The organism is Streptomyces sp. NPDC049541, from assembly GCF_044465725.1.
In the GTDB taxonomy this organism is placed as follows: Bacteria; Actinomycetota; Actinomycetes; order Streptomycetales; family Streptomycetaceae; genus Streptomyces.
In genome coordinates, this window is sequence record NZ_JBITLY010000001.1 from 1,388,160 (window position 1) to 1,404,010 (window position 15,851).

A 15,851-nucleotide genomic window follows, 5' to 3' on the forward strand; every position below is an offset into this window, starting at 1 on the left:
TCAGCCCTCCGAGGGGGCGAGGCGCTCCAGCTCCGCCTCGGTCGACTTGAGCAGGTCGTTCCAGGACGCCTCGAACTTCTCGACGCCCTCGTCCTCGAGGAGCTGCACCACGTCGTCGTACGAGATCCCGAGCTTCTCGACGGCGTCGATGTCGGCGCGGGCCTGCTCGTACGTACCGGCGACGGTGTTGCCGGTGATCGAGCCGCTCTCCTCGGTGGCGTGCAGGGTGGCCTCCGGCATGGTGTTCACCGTGTTCGGCGCCACCAGGTCGTCGACGTACAGGGTCGGCTTGTACGCCGGGTCCTTCACACCGGTGGAGGCCCACAGCGGACGCTGCTTGCGGGCGCCCGCGCTCTCCAGCTTGCTCCAGCGGTCGGAGGAGAAGACCTCCTCGTACGCCTGGTAGGCGAGCCGCGCGTTGGCGACGGCGGCCTTGCCGCGCAGCGCCTTGGCCTCCTCGGTGCCCAGCCCGTCGAGCCGCTTGTCGATCTCGGTGTCCACACGGGACACGAAGAAGGACGCCACGGAACGGATCAGCGAGAGGTCCAGGCCGCGCTCCTTGGCCTTCTCCAGGCCGGAGAGGTAGGCGTCCATGACCTCGCGGTAGCGCTCGAGGGAGAAGATCAGCGTCACGTTGACGCTGATGCCGAGGCCGATGACCTCGGTGATCGCCGGCAGACCCGCCTTGGTGGCCGGGATCTTGATGAGCGTGTTGGGGCGGTCGACCAGCCAGGCCAGCTGCTTGGCCTCGGCGACCGTCGCCTTGGTGTTGTGCGCCAGACGCGGGTCGACCTCGATCGACACGCGGCCGTCCTGGCCGTCGGTGGCGTCGAAGACCGGGCGCAGGATGTCGGCGGCGTCCCGGACGTCCGCCGTGGTGATCATGCGGACGGCCTCTTCGACGGTGACCTTGCGGGCGGCGAGGTCGGTGAGCTGCTGCTCGTAACCCTCGCCCGAGGAGATCGCCTTCTGGAAGATGGTCGGGTTGGTGGTGACGCCCACGACGTGCTGCTGGTCGATCAGCTCGGCGAGGTTGCCGGACGTGATCCGCTTGCGCGACAGGTCGTCCAGCCAGATCGCGACGCCTTCTTCGGAGAGGCGCTTGAGTGCGTCTGTCATGGAATTACATCTCCTACGTGTCGTATATGAGCGTCAGCGCTGGGCGGCGGCGAGGGATTCCCGGGCCTTGTCGGCCACGTTCTCCGCAGTGAACCCGAACTCGCGGAAGAGGACCTTGCCGTCGGCGGACGCACCGAAGTGCTCCAGGGAAACGATGCGGCCCGCGTCCCCGACGTACTTGTGCCAGGTGAGACCGATGCCCGCCTCGACCGCGACCCGCGCCTTCACCTGCGGCGGCAGGACGCTGTCCCGGTACCCCTGGTCCTGCTCCTCGAACCACTCCAAGGAGGGCATGGACACGACCCGTGTCGGCACCCCGTCCGCCTGCAGCTGCTCGCGTGCCTCGACGGCGACATGCACCTCGGAACCGGTGGCGATGAGGATGACCTGCGCCGCGGCGCTCTGCCCTCCGGGCCCTTCGGCCTCGAACAGGACGTAACCGCCCTTCGCCGCGTCCTCGTTGGGCTCGTACGTCGGCACACCCTGACGGGTCAGTGCCAGGCCGTGCGGGGCGCCCTTGCCGAACTCCTTGGTGTACCGCTTGAGGATCTCGCGCCAGGCGATCGCGGTCTCGTTGGCGTCGGCCGGGCGGACCACGTTCAGGCCCGGGATGGCACGCAGGGACGCGAGGTGCTCGATGGGCTGGTGCGTCGGGCCGTCCTCACCGAGACCGATGGAGTCGTGCGTCCACACGTACGTCACCGGAAGGTGCATCAGCGCCGACAGCCGCACGGCGTTGCGCATGTAGTCGGAGAAGACCAGGAACGTACCGCCGTAGATACGGGTGTGGCCGTGCAGCGCGATGCCGTTCATCTCCGCGGCCATGGAGTGCTCGCGGATGCCGTAGTGGATCGTGCGGCCGTAGGGGTCCGCCTCCGGCAGCGGGTTGTCCGCCGGCAGGAACGAACTGTTCTTGTCGATGGTCGTGTTGTTCGACCCGGCGAGGTCGGCGGAGCCGCCCCACAGTTCGGGGATGACCGCACCCAGCGCCTGCAGCACCTTGCCGGAGGCGGCACGGGTGGCGACACCCTTGCCCGGCTCGAAGACGGGGAGCTTGTCCTCCCAGCCGGCCGGCAGCTCACCGGCGTTGATGCGGTCGAACTCGGCGGCGCGCTCGGGGTTGTTCTGCCGCCACAGCTGGAAGGACTTCTCCCACTCGGCCTTCGCCTCGCGGCCCCGCTCCAGCGCCTGGCGGGTGTGCTTGATGACGTCGTCGGAGACCTCGAAGGACTGCTCCGGGTCGAAGCCGAGGACACGCTTGGTGGCGGCCACCTCGTCGTCGCCGAGCGCCGAGCCGTGCGCGGCCTCGGTGTTCTGCGCGTTCGGGGCGGGCCAGGCGATGATCGAGCGCATCGCGATGAAGGACGGCTTGTCCGTCACCTGCTTCGCGGCCTCGATCGCGTTGTAGACGGCGTGCGGGTCGAGGTCGCCGTCGGGCTTCGGGGCGATGCGCTGGACGTGCCAGCCGTAGGCCTCGTAGCGCTTGACGGTGTCCTCGGAGACGGCCGTCTCGGTGTCGCCCTCGATCGAGATGTGGTTGTCGTCCCACAGCAGGATCAGATTGCCGAGCTTCTGGTGCCCGGCCAGCGAGGACGCCTCGGCGGAGATGCCCTCCTGGAGGCAGCCGTCACCGGCGATCGCGAAGATGTAGTGGTCGAAGGGGGACTCGCCCTGCGGGGCGTCCGGGTCGAACAGGCCGCGCTCGTAGCGGGCGGCCATCGCCATGCCCACGGCGTTGGCGACACCCTGGCCGAGCGGGCCGGTCGTCGTCTCGACGCCCTTGGTGTGGCCGTACTCCGGGTGGCCGGGGGTCTTCGAGCCCCAGGTGCGGAAGGCCTTGAGGTCGTCCAGCTCCAGGCCGAAGCCGGCCAGGTAGAGCTGCGTGTAGAGGGTCAGGGACGAGTGACCGGCGGACAGCACGAAGCGGTCGCGGGCAACCCAGTCCGGGTCGGCCGGGTCGTGCCGCATCACCTTCTGGAAGAGGGTGTAGGCGGCGGGCGCCAGGCTCATCGCCGTACCCGGATGGCCGTTGCCGACCTTCTGTACGGCGTCGGCGGCCAGGACGCGGGCGGTGTCCACGGCCCGCTGGTCCAACTCGGTCCACTCGAGGTCTGTGGTGGTCGGCTTGGTGCTCACCCTGAGTCAGGGCTCCTCTCCACATGTCACGCATGTCGAATGCCGGCGCACTGGACGCCCACCGGCCGCTGTCGAGCCTACCCCTGTAAGTACGTGCAATTTTTCGAGTCATTCCAGACTGCCGGGACTACAGGGGATCCGCCTCCCGACTGGGCAGATCGCATTCGGCAACTGAATACGGAGCGGCTCATCCGAGTGCTCAATCGAGCTCTCGATCGAGCTTGTGTACGGCCCCTCCCAACACGACCCCACCCCCGCGAAGGTCGGGGTATGGGCAACGTCTACAGTGGCGTGGTACGCGCGAGCCTTTACCGGGACTTCACACGGGTGAGGCTTGCTGGGATGTCTCTGTAGGGGTGTGCGTGACGGCCGTCGAATCCCGTCCAGCCGGGGTGCTGGGGGAGAGCAGGAGCTCGAGTCACCGGCCGTTCGGGGCCCGTGTCAAGGCGTTCGTGGCGCTCACCAAGCCGCGGATCATCGAGCTGCTGCTCATCACCACCGTTCCGGTGATGTTCCTCGCCCAGCAGGGCGTGCCGGACCTGACGCTGGTGCTGCTCACCTGCGTCGGCGGCTACCTCTCCGCGGGCGGCGCCAACGCGCTGAACATGTACATCGACCGCGACATCGACGCCCTCATGGACCGCACCTCGCAGCGCCCGCTGGTCACCGGCATGGTCAGCCCGCGCGAGTGCCTCGCCTTCGGCATCACCCTCGCGGTCGTGTCGACGCTGCTGTTCGGCTTCACCGTCAACTGGCTGAGCGCCTGGCTCTCCCTCGGCGCGCTCCTCTTCTACGTCGTCGTCTACACGATGATCCTCAAGCGCCGTACCTCGCAGAACATCGTGTGGGGCGGCATCGCCGGCTGCCTCCCGGTGCTCATCGGCTGGTCGTCCGTCACCGACTCCATGTCGTGGGCGCCGATCATCCTCTTCCTCGTCATGTTCTTCTGGACGCCGCCGCACTACTGGCCGCTGTCCATGAAGGTCAAAGAGGACTACGCGCGGGTGGGCGTGCCGATGCTGCCGGTCGTCGCCTCCAACAAGGTGGTCGCCAAGCAGATCGTCATCTACAGCTGGGTGATGGTCGCCGTCTCGCTCCTCCTCACCCCCCTCGGCTACACGGGCTGGTTCTACACGCTCGTGGCGCTGCTGGCCGGCGGCTTCTGGCTGTGGGAGGCGCACGGCCTGCAGAACCGGGCCAAGGCCGAGGTGACGGGCGCGAAGCTGAAGGAGATGCGCCTGTTCCACTGGTCCATCACCTACGTGTCGATCCTCTTCGTCGCCGTCGCGGTGGACCCCTTCCTGCGTTAGTCCTTCTTCATACGTCGCTTCGGGCGGGGTGCGTGGTCAAGGCCACGCACCCCGCCCGTCGCCGTTTGATCTACCCGTCGGTAGCATCCTGGCCATGGCAGAGACTCAGCAGGTTGACGCGAAGGCCGAGCGCAAGGTGGCGCGGCTCGCCAAGCAGATCAGCGCCTTCTCCAAGGCGCACGGCGGGGCCGAGGGCCAGGTGGCCTACATCGGCGAGCGCGGCGCGCGCATCGTCCTCGTCGGCGAGGACGGCGGCTGGGGCGACCTGGTGGCGCCCTCGTACGAGCTGGCCGAGAAGGCGGTGGAGAAGGCCGGCATCACCGTCCACGAGGACTTCGACGGCGAGTTCGCGGCCAAGGTGAAGACGGGCCGTTACGAGTGGACCCGCATGGCGGGGATCCAGGTGGGCGGTCCCAGCAACACCTAGTGCCGGGTTCACCCGTTAGGCCCTGCGACAGCAGGTGCCATCACACGGGGAGTCCGGATGATCGAAACGCCGTCCCTCGTGGACCAGTACTGCCACGGCGTACTGAGGACGGAGCTGGGCCTCGGCACCTTCGAGGCCCAGCTGTCCCGCACCGAGGGCCCGCCCGCGCCCGGCACCACCCTCTTCGACACACAGACGGGCTTCGCCGTACGACGCTGGTGCCCTCCGCTGCTCGGCCTGGAACCGCACTGTCCGCCCGCCCGCTATCTCGCCCGCCGTCGTGAACTGGGCGTACTGGAAACGGGTCGCAGGCTGCTGCGCGGCAGCGGCATCACGACGTATCTGGTCGACACCGGCCTGCCCGGCGATCTGACCGGGCCCTCCGAGCTGGCGTCCGCCGGGGCCGCCGAGGCCCGCGAGATCGTCCGCCTGGAGTTACTGGCCGAACAGGTCGCCGACACCTCCGGCACCGTGGAGTCCTTCCTCGCCAACCTCGCCGAGTCGGTGCACGCCGCGGCCGCGAACGCCGTGGCCTTCACATCGGTCGCGGGCCTACGGCACGGTCTGGCACTCGCGCCCGAGCCGCCGGGGCCGGGTGAGGTGCGGGGCGCCGCCGGCCGGTGGCTGGCCGGACGCAGGGTCGGCGGCGAGCTGACCGACGCCGTACTCCTTCGCCATCTGCTGTGGATCGCGGTCGCCTCGGGCCTTCCGCTCCAGCTCCACGCGGGCCTCGGCGAGCCGGGCCAGCGCATCGACCGCACCGATCCGGTGCTGCTCACGGACTTCGTCCGCGCGACGGCAGGCCTGGGCACCGACCTGGTCCTGCTGCACGGCTACCCCTACCATCGCCACGCCGCCCACCTGGCGGGCGTCTTCCCGCACGTCTACGCCGACTCGGGCGCCGCCCTGGCCCGCACCGGGGCGCGCGCCGCGACCGTCCTCGCCGAGATCCTGGAACTGGCCCCCTTCGGCAAGATCCTCTTCTCCAGCGGCGCCCATGGCCTGCCCGAACTGCACGTCGTGGGAGCACGACTGTTCCGGGAGGCCCTGGGGCGGGTCCTGGGCGGCTGGGTCACCGAGGGGGCGTGGTCGCTTGCGGACGCGCAGCGGGTGGCGGGGATGGTGGCGGCGGGGAATGCGCGCAGGGTGTACGGCCTGGGGTAGCGCCCCGAAGGGGCGCGTGCCCGTGACATCTGCGGCTCCGCCGCGGGGCGCGACAAGCCACGACGGTGCCGCAGACGATCGACGGCAGGTCCCCGTACTTCTCCGGCGGAGCACCTATGCGCGCGTGCCCACCGTCACCTCGGCCGAGAGGCCGGGCAGGTCGGCAACCGCCTCCGCCCGCTCGCGCAGCGCCAGCAGCACCCGCAGCGCCCAGATCCAGATCAGGCAGGAGCCGAACATATGCAGCCCGACGAGCACCTCGGGCAGGTGCGTGAAGTACTGGACGTAGCCGATGACGCCCTGTGCGAGCAGCACCAGGAACAGCTCGCGGGTACGGGCCAGGGGGTCCTTGGGGGCGTCGACCGCCTTCAGGACGAACCACAGGGCGAAGGTCAGCGTCACCACGATCCATGCGAGCACCGCGTGCAGCTTGGCGACCGTCTCCCAGTCGATCGGGATCCGCTCGACCTCCTTGGAGTCACCCGCGTGCGGGCCCGCGCCGGTGACCACCGTGCCCACCGCGATCAGCAGCACGGTGGCGAGGACCAGGAACCACACCATCTGCTGCACCGGCTTGCCGACCAGCGGGCGCGGTGCCCCGTCGCCCTCGCGGGTGCGCTGCCACATGACCACGGCGACCGCGATCAGCGCGGAGGCGAGCAGGAAGTGAGCCGCGACCGTGTACGGGTTGAGGCCGACCAGGACCACGATGCCGCCGAGCACCGCATTGCTCATGACCAGCCAGAACTGTGCCCAGCCGAGTCGGGTCAGGCTGCGCCGGTACGGCTTCTCGGAGCGCGCGGCGACGATCGCCCAGCCGATGGCGGCGCACAGCACATACGTCAGCATGCGGTTGCCGAACTCGATGGCGCTGTGGAAGTTCATCTCGCCCGTCGGCGCGAGCGAGTTCGCGGTGCACTTGGGCCAGGTCGGGCAGCCGAGCCCGGAGCCGGTCAGCCGCACCGCACCGCCGGTGACCACGATCACCACCGACATGACAAGCGCGGAAAGAGCCGACCGCTGGACCGTCCGGGGCTCGGGGGTCCAGCGTCCGGCGATGAAGGAGAGCGGATTGCGCAGGGCCGCCAGGGCGTCGGCGCGGGTCACGTTTGGCACGCGTTCCATCGTAGGGGGCTGCTTGTGCACGCTTTCACGAGGGTCGGTCAGGCACCCGTCACCCGGAACGGCTTCCGGCTATTCCCAGCGGAAGAACTTCCCGGCCACCGCCAGCCCGACGACCGCCCACACGCCCAGAATCCCCAGGTCACCCCAGGGCGTTCCGGCTCCGTGCTGCAGCACGTCCCGCAACCCGTCCGACAGCGCCGAGATGGGCAGCAGCCCCAGCACGTCCTGCGCCCCCTGCGGGAACTTGTCCATCGGCACGATCACGCCGCCGCCCACGAGCAGCAGCAGGAAGACCAGGTTGGCGGCGGCCAGGGTCGCCTCCGCCTTCAGCGTGCCCGCCATGAGGAGCCCGAGGCCGGAGAAGGCTGCCGTGCCGAGGATGAGCAGGAGCAGGACGGCCGCCGGGTTTCCGTGGGGGGACCAGCCCAGCGCGAACGCGATCACCGCCAGGAGGATCACCTGAAGGATCTCGGTGACCAGCACCGACGCCGTCTTCGCGGTCATCAGCCCCCAGCGGGGGAGCGGCGAGGAGGCCAGGCGCTTCAGGACGCCGTAGCGGCGCTCGAAGCCCGTGGCGATCGCCTGGCCGGTGAACGCCGTCGACATCACGGCGAGCGCCAGGATGCCGGGCGCGAGGAAGTCGACGGACTTGCCCTTGCCCGTGTCCACGATGTCCACCGAGCTGAACAGGACCAGCAGGAGGGTCGGGATCACGACCGTCAGCAGGAGCTGCTCGCCGTTGCGCAGCAGCATCTTCGTCTCGAGGGCGGCCTGCGCCGCGATCATGCGGGGGAGGGGGGCCGCGCCGGGCTTCGGCGCGTACGTACCGGTGGCCGTGGTCATGAGCGCAGCTCCTTGCCGGTGAGCTCCAGAAAGACGTCCTCGAGGGTGTGTCGTTCGACCGAGATCTTGTCCGGCATGACCCCGTGCTGCGCGCACCAGGACGCCACCGTCGCCAGCAGCTGCGGGTCGACCTTGCCGACGACCCGGTAGGAGCCCGGGGTCAGCTCGGCCGCCGAGCAGTCGGCCGGGAGGGCCTTGAGCAGGGAGCCCACGTCCAGGCCCGGGCGGCCGGTGAAGCGGAGGGTGTTCTCGGCGCCGCCGCGGCACAGCTCCTCCGGAGAGCCCTGGGCGATGACCCGGCCGGCGTCGATGATCGCGACGTCGTCGGCGAGCTGTTCGGCCTCGTCCATGTAGTGCGTGGTGAGGATCACCGAGACGCCGTCGGCGCGCAGGTCGCGGACCAGGTCCCAGGTGGCGTGGCGGGCCTGCGGGTCGAGGCCGGCGGTCGGCTCGTCCAGGAACACCAGTTCCGGGCGGCCGACGACGGCCATCGCGAGCGCGAGGCGCTGCTGCTGGCCGCCGGAGAGGCGGCGATATGTCGTACGGCCGCAGGATTCGAGGCCGAGCCGTTCTATCAGGGCGTCCACGTCCAGCGGGTCGGCGTGCAGTTTCGCCACGTGCCGCAGCATCTCGTCCGCCCGCGCGCCCGAGTAGACGCCGCCGGACTGCAGCATCACGCCGATGCGCGGATGCAGCTCACGCGCCTGCCGTACCGGGTCGAGCCCCAGGACGCGCACGGTGCCCGAGTCCGGTCTGCGGTATCCCTCGCAGGTCTCGACGGTCGTGGTCTTGCCCGCGCCGTTCGGGCCGAGTACGGCGGTCACGCCCGCCTGGGCCACCAGGTCGAGGCCGTCCACAGCGGTTTTGGTGCCGTACCGCTTCACCAGGGCCTGAACCTGGACCACGGGCTCACTTCGCATGGGCCAGAGTCTAGGTACGGGTTCCACGGCCCGGACGGGCGGGTGCAGGATCTCCACTCCCAGGGGGCGCGGGGATCTCGTCCTCACGGGACCGGTGCAAGGCCAGCCACCGCTCCGCATACGCCACCGCGTCCGCCACGGGGAACAGCCTCACCTCGGCGGCGCCCGCCTTCCCGCGTACGACGGCACGGTCCCGCTCGAAGTCGTACCCCAGCTCGTCGAACCGCTCGGAGGTGATCGACACCTCCGTCACCGTCTCCCAGCCGCCCCCGGGCGCGGGGCGGCCCACGGCGACGAGCGGCGACGGTATCCGGTATTCGGCGAGGTGGAAGCTGGTGCAGGAGCCGTACCCGGCGCCGAGCAGCAGCACCCGGGCGCCCAGACGCTCCAGCCGCGCCAGCGGGCTGCGCTCGCCGAGCCGGCAGTCGGTCGCGTGGTCGTCGAGGATCTCCGCCGCGCGCGGGCCGAGTGCCGCGAAGGACGTCTGCGGGTGCGCGCTGCGCAGGGCGCCCGGCCAGGTGCGCACGGTCTCCGGGATCACCCCGACCCCGCGCGAGGGCGTGACCAGCGGGTCGTAGGCGGGCATGGTGGCCCGGATCCGCTCCCACCACTCCTCGGGCACCGGCGGGTTCGCCCACAGCGCCGGGTCCGAGAGGTCGCCGGTCTGGGTCGGGACGACGATCGTGCCCTCACGGCCGACAGCATCGAGAAGACCTTGCACGACCGCGACGGGGCCTCCACACACCCAGCCGAGGCTGCTGAGAGAGGAGTGCACCAGGAGGATCTCGCCGGTCTCGACGCCCAGCAGGCGCAGCTGTGTGGCGATGGTGTCGCGGGTGACAAGAGGGCCGGTCGGAGGGGGTGTCGGCATGGTTGGGGAGTGTTCCCGAAGGGGCTGCACGGCGCCACCGAATTGCCCCTGGGCTGATCGATCAAAGATCGTTTCCGCAGGTCAGGTTAGGTGTGCCTAAGTGACGCAGGGCACCGTCCAGCAGCCGGGACGTGGCTTGCCTGGTCCTGAGGAATTACGCAACAATGGCGTTGTGAAAAACGTCGGCGAGGCTCTGGAGACCCCCACGGGGTCGCACCAGGAAGAGCACGCGACCGGTGAGCGCTCCACGCGCAACCGCGTCGCGCGGTCGATCCTGGACCACGGGCCGTCGACCGTCACCGAGCTGGCCGGGCGCCTCGGGCTCACCCCCGCGGCCGTACGACGGCATCTGGACGCGCTGGTCGCGGACGACGTCGTGGAGCCGAGGGAGCAGCGGGTGTACGGCGCGCGTACGCGTGGCCGTCCCGCCAAGGTGTTCGCGCTGACCGACTGCGGCCGTGACGCCTTCGACCAGTCCTACGACAAGCTCGCCGCGGACGCCCTGCGCTGGATCCAGGAGCGCTTCGGCGGGGACGAGGCGGTCGTGGCCTTCGCACGCGCGAGGATCGCGGAGCAGGCCGCCGCCTACCGTGCGGCGATCGAGGCCGCCGCCCCCGAGCAGCGCACCGAAGCCCTGGCCAAGGCCCTGAGCGCGGACGGGTACGCTGCTACGGCGCGCAGCGCCCCCCTCCCGCAAAAAGGTGAGCAGCTCTGCCAGCACCACTGCCCGGTGGCCCATGTCGCGGAGAAGTTTCCGCAGCTGTGCGAGGCGGAGACCGAGATCTTCTCCCAGCTGCTCGGCACGCACGTCCAGCGGCTGGCGACCATCGCGCACGGCGACGGCGTCTGCACGACGTTCATCCCCAAGATTTCCAAGACCACTGACAACGCAACTGCAAGCACGGCCGGGAGGAACCCCGCATGACTCTCCCCACGGAGACTGCCCACCCTGAGCTCGAGGGCCTGGGCAAGTACGAATACGGCTGGGCCGACTCCGACGAGGCCGGTGCCTCTGCCAAGCGCGGTCTCAGCGAGGACGTCGTCCGGGACATCTCCGCCAAGAAGAACGAGCCGGAGTGGATGACCAAGCTCCGTCTCAAGGGCCTGCGCCTGTTCGAGAAGAAGCCCATGCCGAACTGGGGCTCCGACCTCTCCGGCATCGACTTCGACAACATCAAGTACTTCGTGCGCTCCACGGAGAAGCAGGCGGAGTCCTGGGAGGACCTGCCCGAGGACATCAAGAACACGTACGACAAGCTCGGCATCCCCGAGGCGGAGAAGCAGCGCCTCGTCGCCGGTGTCGCGGCCCAGTACGAGTCCGAGGTCGTCTACCACCAGATCCGTGAGGACCTGGAGGAGCAGGGCGTCATCTTCCTGGACACCGACACCGCCCTGAAGGAGCACCCCGAGCTCTTCAAGGAGTACTTCGGCACGGTCATCCCGGTCGGCGACAACAAGTTCGCGTCGCTGAACACCGCGGTGTGGTCCGGCGGCTCCTTCATCTACGTGCCGAAGGGCGTGCACGTGGAGATCCCGCTCCAGGCCTACTTCCGCATCAACACGGAGAACATGGGCCAGTTCGAGCGGACGCTGATCATCGTCGACGAGGACGCCTACGTCCACTACGTCGAGGGCTGTACGGCCCCGATCTACAAGTCGGACTCCCTGCACTCCGCGGTCGTCGAGATCATCGTGAAGAAGGGCGCCCGCTGCCGCTACACGACCATCCAGAACTGGTCGAACAACGTCTACAACCTGGTCACCAAGCGCGCTGTGGCGTACGAGGGCGCGACCATGGAGTGGATCGACGGCAACATCGGCTCCAAGGTGACGATGAAGTACCCGGCCGTCTACCTGATGGGCGAGCACGCCAAGGGCGAGACCCTGTCCATCGCCTTCGCGGGCGAGGGGCAGCACCAGGACGCCGGCTCCAAGATGGTCCACATGGCGCCGAACACCTCCTCCAACATCGTCTCGAAGTCCGTGGCGCGCGGTGGTGGCCGTACCTCCTACCGCGGTCTGGTCGAGATCGGTGAGGGCGCCGCAGGATCCAAGTCGAACGTGCTGTGCGACGCGCTGCTCGTCGACACCATCTCCCGCTCCGACACGTACCCCTACGTGGACGTCCGCGAGGACGACGTGTCCATGGGCCACGAGGCCACCGTCTCCAAGGTCTCCGAGGACCAGCTCTTCTACCTGATGAGCCGCGGTCTCTCCGAGTTCGAGGCGATGGCGATGATCGTGCGCGGCTTCGTCGAGCCCATCGCGAAGGAGCTGCCCATGGAGTACGCCCTCGAGCTCAACCGGCTGATCGAGCTGCAGATGGAAGGCGCGGTCGGCTGACGACCGCCCTGGACAGCAGCCAGCAATTTCTGACGTAGGAAGAGAGCAGACCGACAGCCATGGCTGAGGCTCAGAACATCCCGGTGGGGTCCACCACCGCCGGCCAGATCGCGGTGGCCGCCGAGTCGACCGTCGCCACGCGCATGAGCGCGCCCCCCTCCTTCGACGTGGCGGACTTCCCCGTCCCGCACGGCCGCGAGGAGGAGTGGCGGTTCACCCCGCTGGAGCGCCTGCGCGGGCTGCACGACGGCACCGCCGTCGCGACCGGCGAGGGCGTGAAGGTCGCCGTCGAGGCCCCCGAGGGCGTCACCGTCGAGCTCGTGGACCGTGACGACCCGCGCCTCGGCAAGGCCGGCACCCCGGTGGACCGCATCGCCGCCCAGGCGTACTCGGCGTTCGAGAAGGCCGGCGTGGTCACCGTCCCCAAGGAGACGGTGCTCACCGAGCCGATCCGCATCGCCGTGCACGGCGAGGGCGGGGTCGCCTACGGCCACCAGGTCGTCGAGCTGAAGGCCTTCGCCGAGGCCGTCGTCGTCATCGACCACACCGGTGACGCGGTGCTCGCCGCCAACGTCGACTACATCCTGGGCGACGGCGCCAAGCTGACCGTCGTCTCCGTCCAGGACTGGGACGACAAGGCCGTGCACGTGGCCCAGCACAACGCGCTCATCGGCCGGGACGCCTCCTTCAAGTCGGTCGTGGTCACCTTCGGCGGCGACGTCGTACGACTGCACCCGCGCGTCTCCTACGCCGGCACCGGCGGCGAGGCCGAGCTGTTCGGGCTGTACTTCACGGACGCCGGCCAGCACCAGGAGCACCGCCTGCTGGTCGACCACAACGTCCCGCACTGCAAGTCCAACGTCGTCTACAAGGGCGCGCTGCAGGGCGAGGGTGCCCACGCGGTGTGGATCGGCGACGTGCTCATCGAGGCCAAGGCCGAGGGCACGGACACGTACGAGATGAACCGGAACCTCGTCCTCACGGACGGCGCCCGGGTCGACTCCGTGCCGAACCTCGAGATCGAGACCGGCGAGATCGTCGGCGCCGGCCACGCCTCCGCCACCGGCCGCTTCGACGACGAGCAGCTCTTCTACCTGATGGCCCGCGGCATCCCGGCCGACGAGGCCCGTCGCCTGGTGGTCCGCGGCTTCTTCGCCGAGCTCGTCCAGCAGATCGGCGTCGACGACATCGAGGCGCGACTGCTGGAGAAGATCGACGAGGAGCTGGAGGCGTCGGTCTGATGTCAGCGTTCGTACGCGCCTGCGGGCTGAGCGAGCTGGAGGAGGACACCCCGAAGCGGGTGGAACTCGACGGCACGCCGGTCTCGGTCGTCAAGACCGAGGGCGAGGTGTTCGCGATCCACGACATCTGCTCGCACGCGAACGTCTCGCTCTCCGAGGGCGAGGTGGAGGACTGCCAGATCGAGTGCTGGCTGCACGGCTCCAGCTTCGACCTCCGTACCGGCAAGCCGTCCGGCCTGCCCGCGACGCGCCCCGTCCCCGTATACCCCGTAAAGATCGAAGGGGACGACGTGCTCGTCTCCCTCAACCAGGAGTCCTGAGGCAATCCATGGCAACGCTTGAAATCCGAGACCTGCGCGTCACCGTCGAGGCCGACAACGCCACGAAGGAGATCCTCAAGGGCGTCGACCTGACCGTGAAGCAGGGCGAGACGCACGCCATCATGGGCCCCAACGGCTCCGGCAAGTCGACCCTCGCCTACTCCCTCGCGGGCCACCCCAAGTACACGATCACCGGCGGCACCGTCACCCTCGACGGCGAGGACGTCCTGGAGATGTCCGTCGACGAGCGCGCGCGTGCGGGCCTGTTCCTGGCGATGCAGTACCCGGTCGAGGTCCCGGGTGTCTCCGTCTCGAACTTCCTGCGCACCTCCGCCACCGCGATCCGCGGCGAGGCCCCCAAGCTGCGCACCTGGGTGAAGGAGGTCAAGGAGGCCATGGAACGCCTCAACATGGACCCCTCCTTCGCCGAGCGCAACGTCAACGAGGGCTTCTCCGGCGGTGAGAAGAAGCGCCACGAGATCCTCCAGCTCGAACTGCTCAAGCCGAAGATCGCGATCCTCGACGAGACCGACTCCGGCCTCGACGTCGACGCCCTCCGGGTCGTCTCCGAGGGCGTCAACCGCGTCCGTGAGACCGGCGAGGTCGGCACCCTGCTGATCACGCACTACACGCGCATCCTGCGCTACATCAAGCCCGACCACGTCCATGTGTTCGCCGGCGGCAAGATCGTCGAGTCCGGCGGTGCCGAGCTCGCCGACAAGCTGGAGAACGAGGGCTACGAGGCATACACGAAGGGTGGCGCATCCGAGTGACCCAGCTGCCGGGCCTCCTCGACACTGAGGCGATCCGCAAGGACTTCCCCATCCTGGACCGCCAGGTCCACGACGGGCAGAAGCTCGTGTACCTGGACAACGCGGCGACCTCGCAGAAGCCGCGCCAGGTGCTGGACGCCCTGAACGAGTACTACGAGCGCTACAACGCCAACGTCCACCGCGGTGTGCATGTGCTCGCCGAGGAGGCCACGGCGCTGTACGAGGGCGCGCGGGACAAGGTCGCTTCGTTCATCAACGCGCCCAGCCGCGACGAGGTGATCTTCACCAAGAACGCCTCCGAGTCGCTCAACCTCGTGGCGAACATGCTGGGCTGGGCCGACGAGCCCTACCGCGTGGACCACGAGACCGAGATCGTCATCACGGAGATGGAGCACCACTCCAACATCGTGCCGTGGCAGCTGCTCTCGCAGCGCACGGGCGCGAAGCTGAAGTGGTTCGGCCTGACCGACGACGGCCGCCTCGACCTCTCCAACATCGACGAGATCATCACCGAGAAGACGAAAATCGTCTCCTTTGTGCTGGTGTCGAACATCCTCGGCACGGTCAACCCGGTCGAGGCGATAGTCCGCCGCGCCCAGGAGGTCGGGGCGCTGGTCTGCATCGACGCCTCGCAGGCCGCCCCGCACATGCCGCTGGACGTGCAGTCGCTGCAGGCCGACTTCGTGGCCTTCACGGGCCACAAGATGTGCGGCCCGACCGGTATCGGTGTGCTCTGGGGCCGGCAGGAGCTCCTGGAGGACCTGCCGCCGTTCCTCGGCGGCGGCGAGATGATCGAGACCGTGTCGATGCACTCGTCGACGTACGCTCCCGCCCCGCACAAGTTCGAGGCGGGCACCCCGCCGATCGCGCAGGCGGTGGGTCTCGGAGCGGCGATCGACTATCTGCAGTCGATCGGCATGGACAAGATCCTGGCCCATGAGCACGCGCTCACCGAGTACGCGGTGAAGAAGCTGGGCGAGGTCCCGGACCTGCGGATCATCGGCCCCACCACGGCCGAGGACCGCGGCGCGGCGATCTCCTTCACGCTCGGTGACATCCACCCGCACGACGTGGGCCAGGTCCTCGACGAGCAGGGCATCGCGGTCCGTGTCGGCCACCACTGCGCACGGCCCGTGTGCCTCCGCTACGGAATTCCTGCGACCACGCGAGCGTCGTTCTATCTGTACTCCACGCCGGCCGAGATCGACGCACTGGTCGAGGGGCTGGAGCACGTACGGAACTTCTTCGGCTGAGGGGTT

Annotated in this window: 15 protein-coding genes; 9 read left to right on the plus strand and 6 right to left on the minus strand. The window is 69.2% G+C overall.

Going from position 1 to position 15,851, the window contains the following annotated elements; genetic code table 11:
* Both tal and tkt read right to left on the minus strand, forming a co-directional pair.
* Entirely contained in the window at positions 1 to 1,119 is a 1,119-nt protein-coding gene (gene tal / locus ACIBW9_RS06350; protein WP_398951708.1) for a transaldolase, read from the minus strand.
* 33 nt (positions 1,120 to 1,152) lie between these two features.
* Positions 1,153 to 3,255, minus strand: coding sequence for a transketolase (tkt, locus tag ACIBW9_RS06355; RefSeq protein ID WP_398951710.1), 2,103 nt, complete (start codon positions 3,253 to 3,255; stop codon positions 1,153 to 1,155).
* A gap of 356 nt (positions 3,256 to 3,611) precedes the next feature.
* Here tkt and ACIBW9_RS06360 point away from each other — a divergent pair, with 356 nt between their 5' ends.
* The 3 genes from ACIBW9_RS06360 to ACIBW9_RS06370 all read left to right on the plus strand — a co-directional run bounded on the left by ACIBW9_RS06360 (position 3,612) and on the right by ACIBW9_RS06370 (position 6,156).
* A complete protein-coding gene (locus ACIBW9_RS06360; RefSeq protein ID WP_398951712.1) occupies positions 3,612 to 4,565 on the plus strand; it encodes a heme o synthase in 954 nt (317 codons plus the stop codon).
* 94 nt (positions 4,566 to 4,659) lie between these two features.
* A complete protein-coding gene (locus ACIBW9_RS06365; RefSeq protein WP_398951714.1) occupies positions 4,660 to 4,992 on the plus strand; it encodes a hypothetical protein in 333 nt (110 codons plus the stop codon).
* 57 nt (positions 4,993 to 5,049) lie between these two features.
* Positions 5,050 to 6,156 carry an amidohydrolase family protein gene (locus ACIBW9_RS06370; RefSeq protein ID WP_398951716.1) on the plus strand — a complete coding sequence of 369 codons (1,107 nt, stop codon included), beginning with the start codon at positions 5,050 to 5,052 and terminating at the stop codon, positions 6,154 to 6,156.
* 114 nt (positions 6,157 to 6,270) lie between these two features.
* On the opposite strand, the gene ACIBW9_RS06375 is transcribed toward ACIBW9_RS06370, so the two are convergent.
* From ACIBW9_RS06375 to ACIBW9_RS06390, 4 genes are all read right to left on the minus strand, one after another.
* A complete protein-coding gene (locus ACIBW9_RS06375) occupies positions 6,271 to 7,281 on the minus strand; it encodes a heme A synthase (protein ID WP_398951718.1) in 1,011 nt (336 codons plus the stop codon).
* A 69-nt stretch (positions 7,282 to 7,350) separates the two neighbouring features.
* A complete protein-coding gene (locus tag ACIBW9_RS06380) occupies positions 7,351 to 8,124 on the minus strand; it encodes an ABC transporter permease (protein ID WP_398951720.1) in 774 nt (257 codons plus the stop codon).
* On the minus strand, positions 8,121 to 9,044 hold the full coding sequence (locus tag ACIBW9_RS06385) for an ABC transporter ATP-binding protein (RefSeq protein ID WP_351469263.1): 924 nt from the start codon (positions 9,042 to 9,044) through the stop codon (positions 8,121 to 8,123). The genes ACIBW9_RS06380 and ACIBW9_RS06385 overlap by 4 nt, the downstream gene beginning before the upstream one ends.
* A gap of 10 nt (positions 9,045 to 9,054) precedes the next feature.
* Positions 9,055 to 9,915, minus strand: coding sequence for an aminoglycoside N(3)-acetyltransferase (locus ACIBW9_RS06390; protein WP_398951723.1), 861 nt, complete (start codon positions 9,913 to 9,915; stop codon positions 9,055 to 9,057).
* A gap of 172 nt (positions 9,916 to 10,087) precedes the next feature.
* Between ACIBW9_RS06390 and ACIBW9_RS06395 the strand changes: the two genes are divergently transcribed.
* Genes ACIBW9_RS06395 through ACIBW9_RS06420 form a run of 6 tightly spaced genes read left to right on the plus strand, consistent with a single transcriptional unit; the run spans position 10,088 to position 15,845 of the window.
* Positions 10,088 to 10,840, plus strand: a complete 753-nt coding sequence (locus ACIBW9_RS06395) for a helix-turn-helix transcriptional regulator (protein WP_398951726.1) — start codon at positions 10,088 to 10,090, stop codon at positions 10,838 to 10,840.
* Positions 10,837 to 12,258: a Fe-S cluster assembly protein SufB gene (sufB, locus tag ACIBW9_RS06400; protein ID WP_344403868.1), complete on the plus strand. Its 1,422-nt coding sequence runs from the start codon at positions 10,837 to 10,839 to the stop codon at positions 12,256 to 12,258. Before ACIBW9_RS06395 ends, sufB begins: the two co-directional genes overlap by 4 nt.
* 59 nt (positions 12,259 to 12,317) lie before the next feature.
* Positions 12,318 to 13,499: a Fe-S cluster assembly protein SufD gene (gene sufD, locus ACIBW9_RS06405; protein ID WP_398951729.1), complete on the plus strand. Its 1,182-nt coding sequence runs from the start codon at positions 12,318 to 12,320 to the stop codon at positions 13,497 to 13,499.
* The gene (locus ACIBW9_RS06410; protein WP_058926031.1) at positions 13,499 to 13,819 is read left to right on the plus strand and encodes a non-heme iron oxygenase ferredoxin subunit; all 321 of its coding nucleotides are present in this window, start codon (positions 13,499 to 13,501) and stop codon (positions 13,817 to 13,819) included. The genes sufD and ACIBW9_RS06410 overlap by 1 nt, the downstream gene beginning before the upstream one ends.
* Positions 13,820 to 13,827: 8 nt before the next feature.
* Positions 13,828 to 14,592, plus strand: a complete 765-nt coding sequence (gene sufC / locus ACIBW9_RS06415) for a Fe-S cluster assembly ATPase SufC (RefSeq protein ID WP_115908853.1) — start codon at positions 13,828 to 13,830, stop codon at positions 14,590 to 14,592.
* The gene (locus ACIBW9_RS06420) at positions 14,589 to 15,845 is read left to right on the plus strand and encodes a cysteine desulfurase (RefSeq protein WP_398951731.1); all 1,257 of its coding nucleotides are present in this window, start codon (positions 14,589 to 14,591) and stop codon (positions 15,843 to 15,845) included. Before sufC ends, ACIBW9_RS06420 begins: the two co-directional genes overlap by 4 nt.
* Positions 15,846 to 15,851: the final 6 nt, after the last annotated feature.

Excerpts from the sequence above, each read along its gene's own strand:
- tal (WP_398951708.1), bottom strand. The coding sequence starts at position 1,119 with ATGACAGACGCACTCAAGCGCCTCTCCGAAGAAGGCGTCGCGATCTGG.
- ACIBW9_RS06365 (WP_398951714.1), top strand. The coding sequence starts at position 4,660 with ATGGCAGAGACTCAGCAGGTTGACGCGAAGGCCGAGCGCAAGGTGGCG.
- ACIBW9_RS06370 (WP_398951716.1), top strand. The coding sequence starts at position 5,050 with ATGATCGAAACGCCGTCCCTCGTGGACCAGTACTGCCACGGCGTACTG.
- ACIBW9_RS06375 (WP_398951718.1), bottom strand. The coding sequence starts at position 7,281 with ATGGAACGCGTGCCAAACGTGACCCGCGCCGACGCCCTGGCGGCCCTG.
- ACIBW9_RS06380 (WP_398951720.1), bottom strand. The coding sequence starts at position 8,124 with ATGACCACGGCCACCGGTACGTACGCGCCGAAGCCCGGCGCGGCCCCC.
- ACIBW9_RS06385 (WP_351469263.1), bottom strand. The coding sequence starts at position 9,044 with ATGCGAAGTGAGCCCGTGGTCCAGGTTCAGGCCCTGGTGAAGCGGTAC.
- ACIBW9_RS06390 (WP_398951723.1), bottom strand. The coding sequence starts at position 9,915 with ATGCCGACACCCCCTCCGACCGGCCCTCTTGTCACCCGCGACACCATC.
- sufB (WP_344403868.1), top strand. The coding sequence starts at position 10,837 with ATGACTCTCCCCACGGAGACTGCCCACCCTGAGCTCGAGGGCCTGGGC.
- sufD (WP_398951729.1), top strand. The coding sequence starts at position 12,318 with ATGGCTGAGGCTCAGAACATCCCGGTGGGGTCCACCACCGCCGGCCAG.
- ACIBW9_RS06410 (WP_058926031.1), top strand. The coding sequence starts at position 13,499 with ATGTCAGCGTTCGTACGCGCCTGCGGGCTGAGCGAGCTGGAGGAGGAC.
- sufC (WP_115908853.1), top strand. The coding sequence starts at position 13,828 with ATGGCAACGCTTGAAATCCGAGACCTGCGCGTCACCGTCGAGGCCGAC.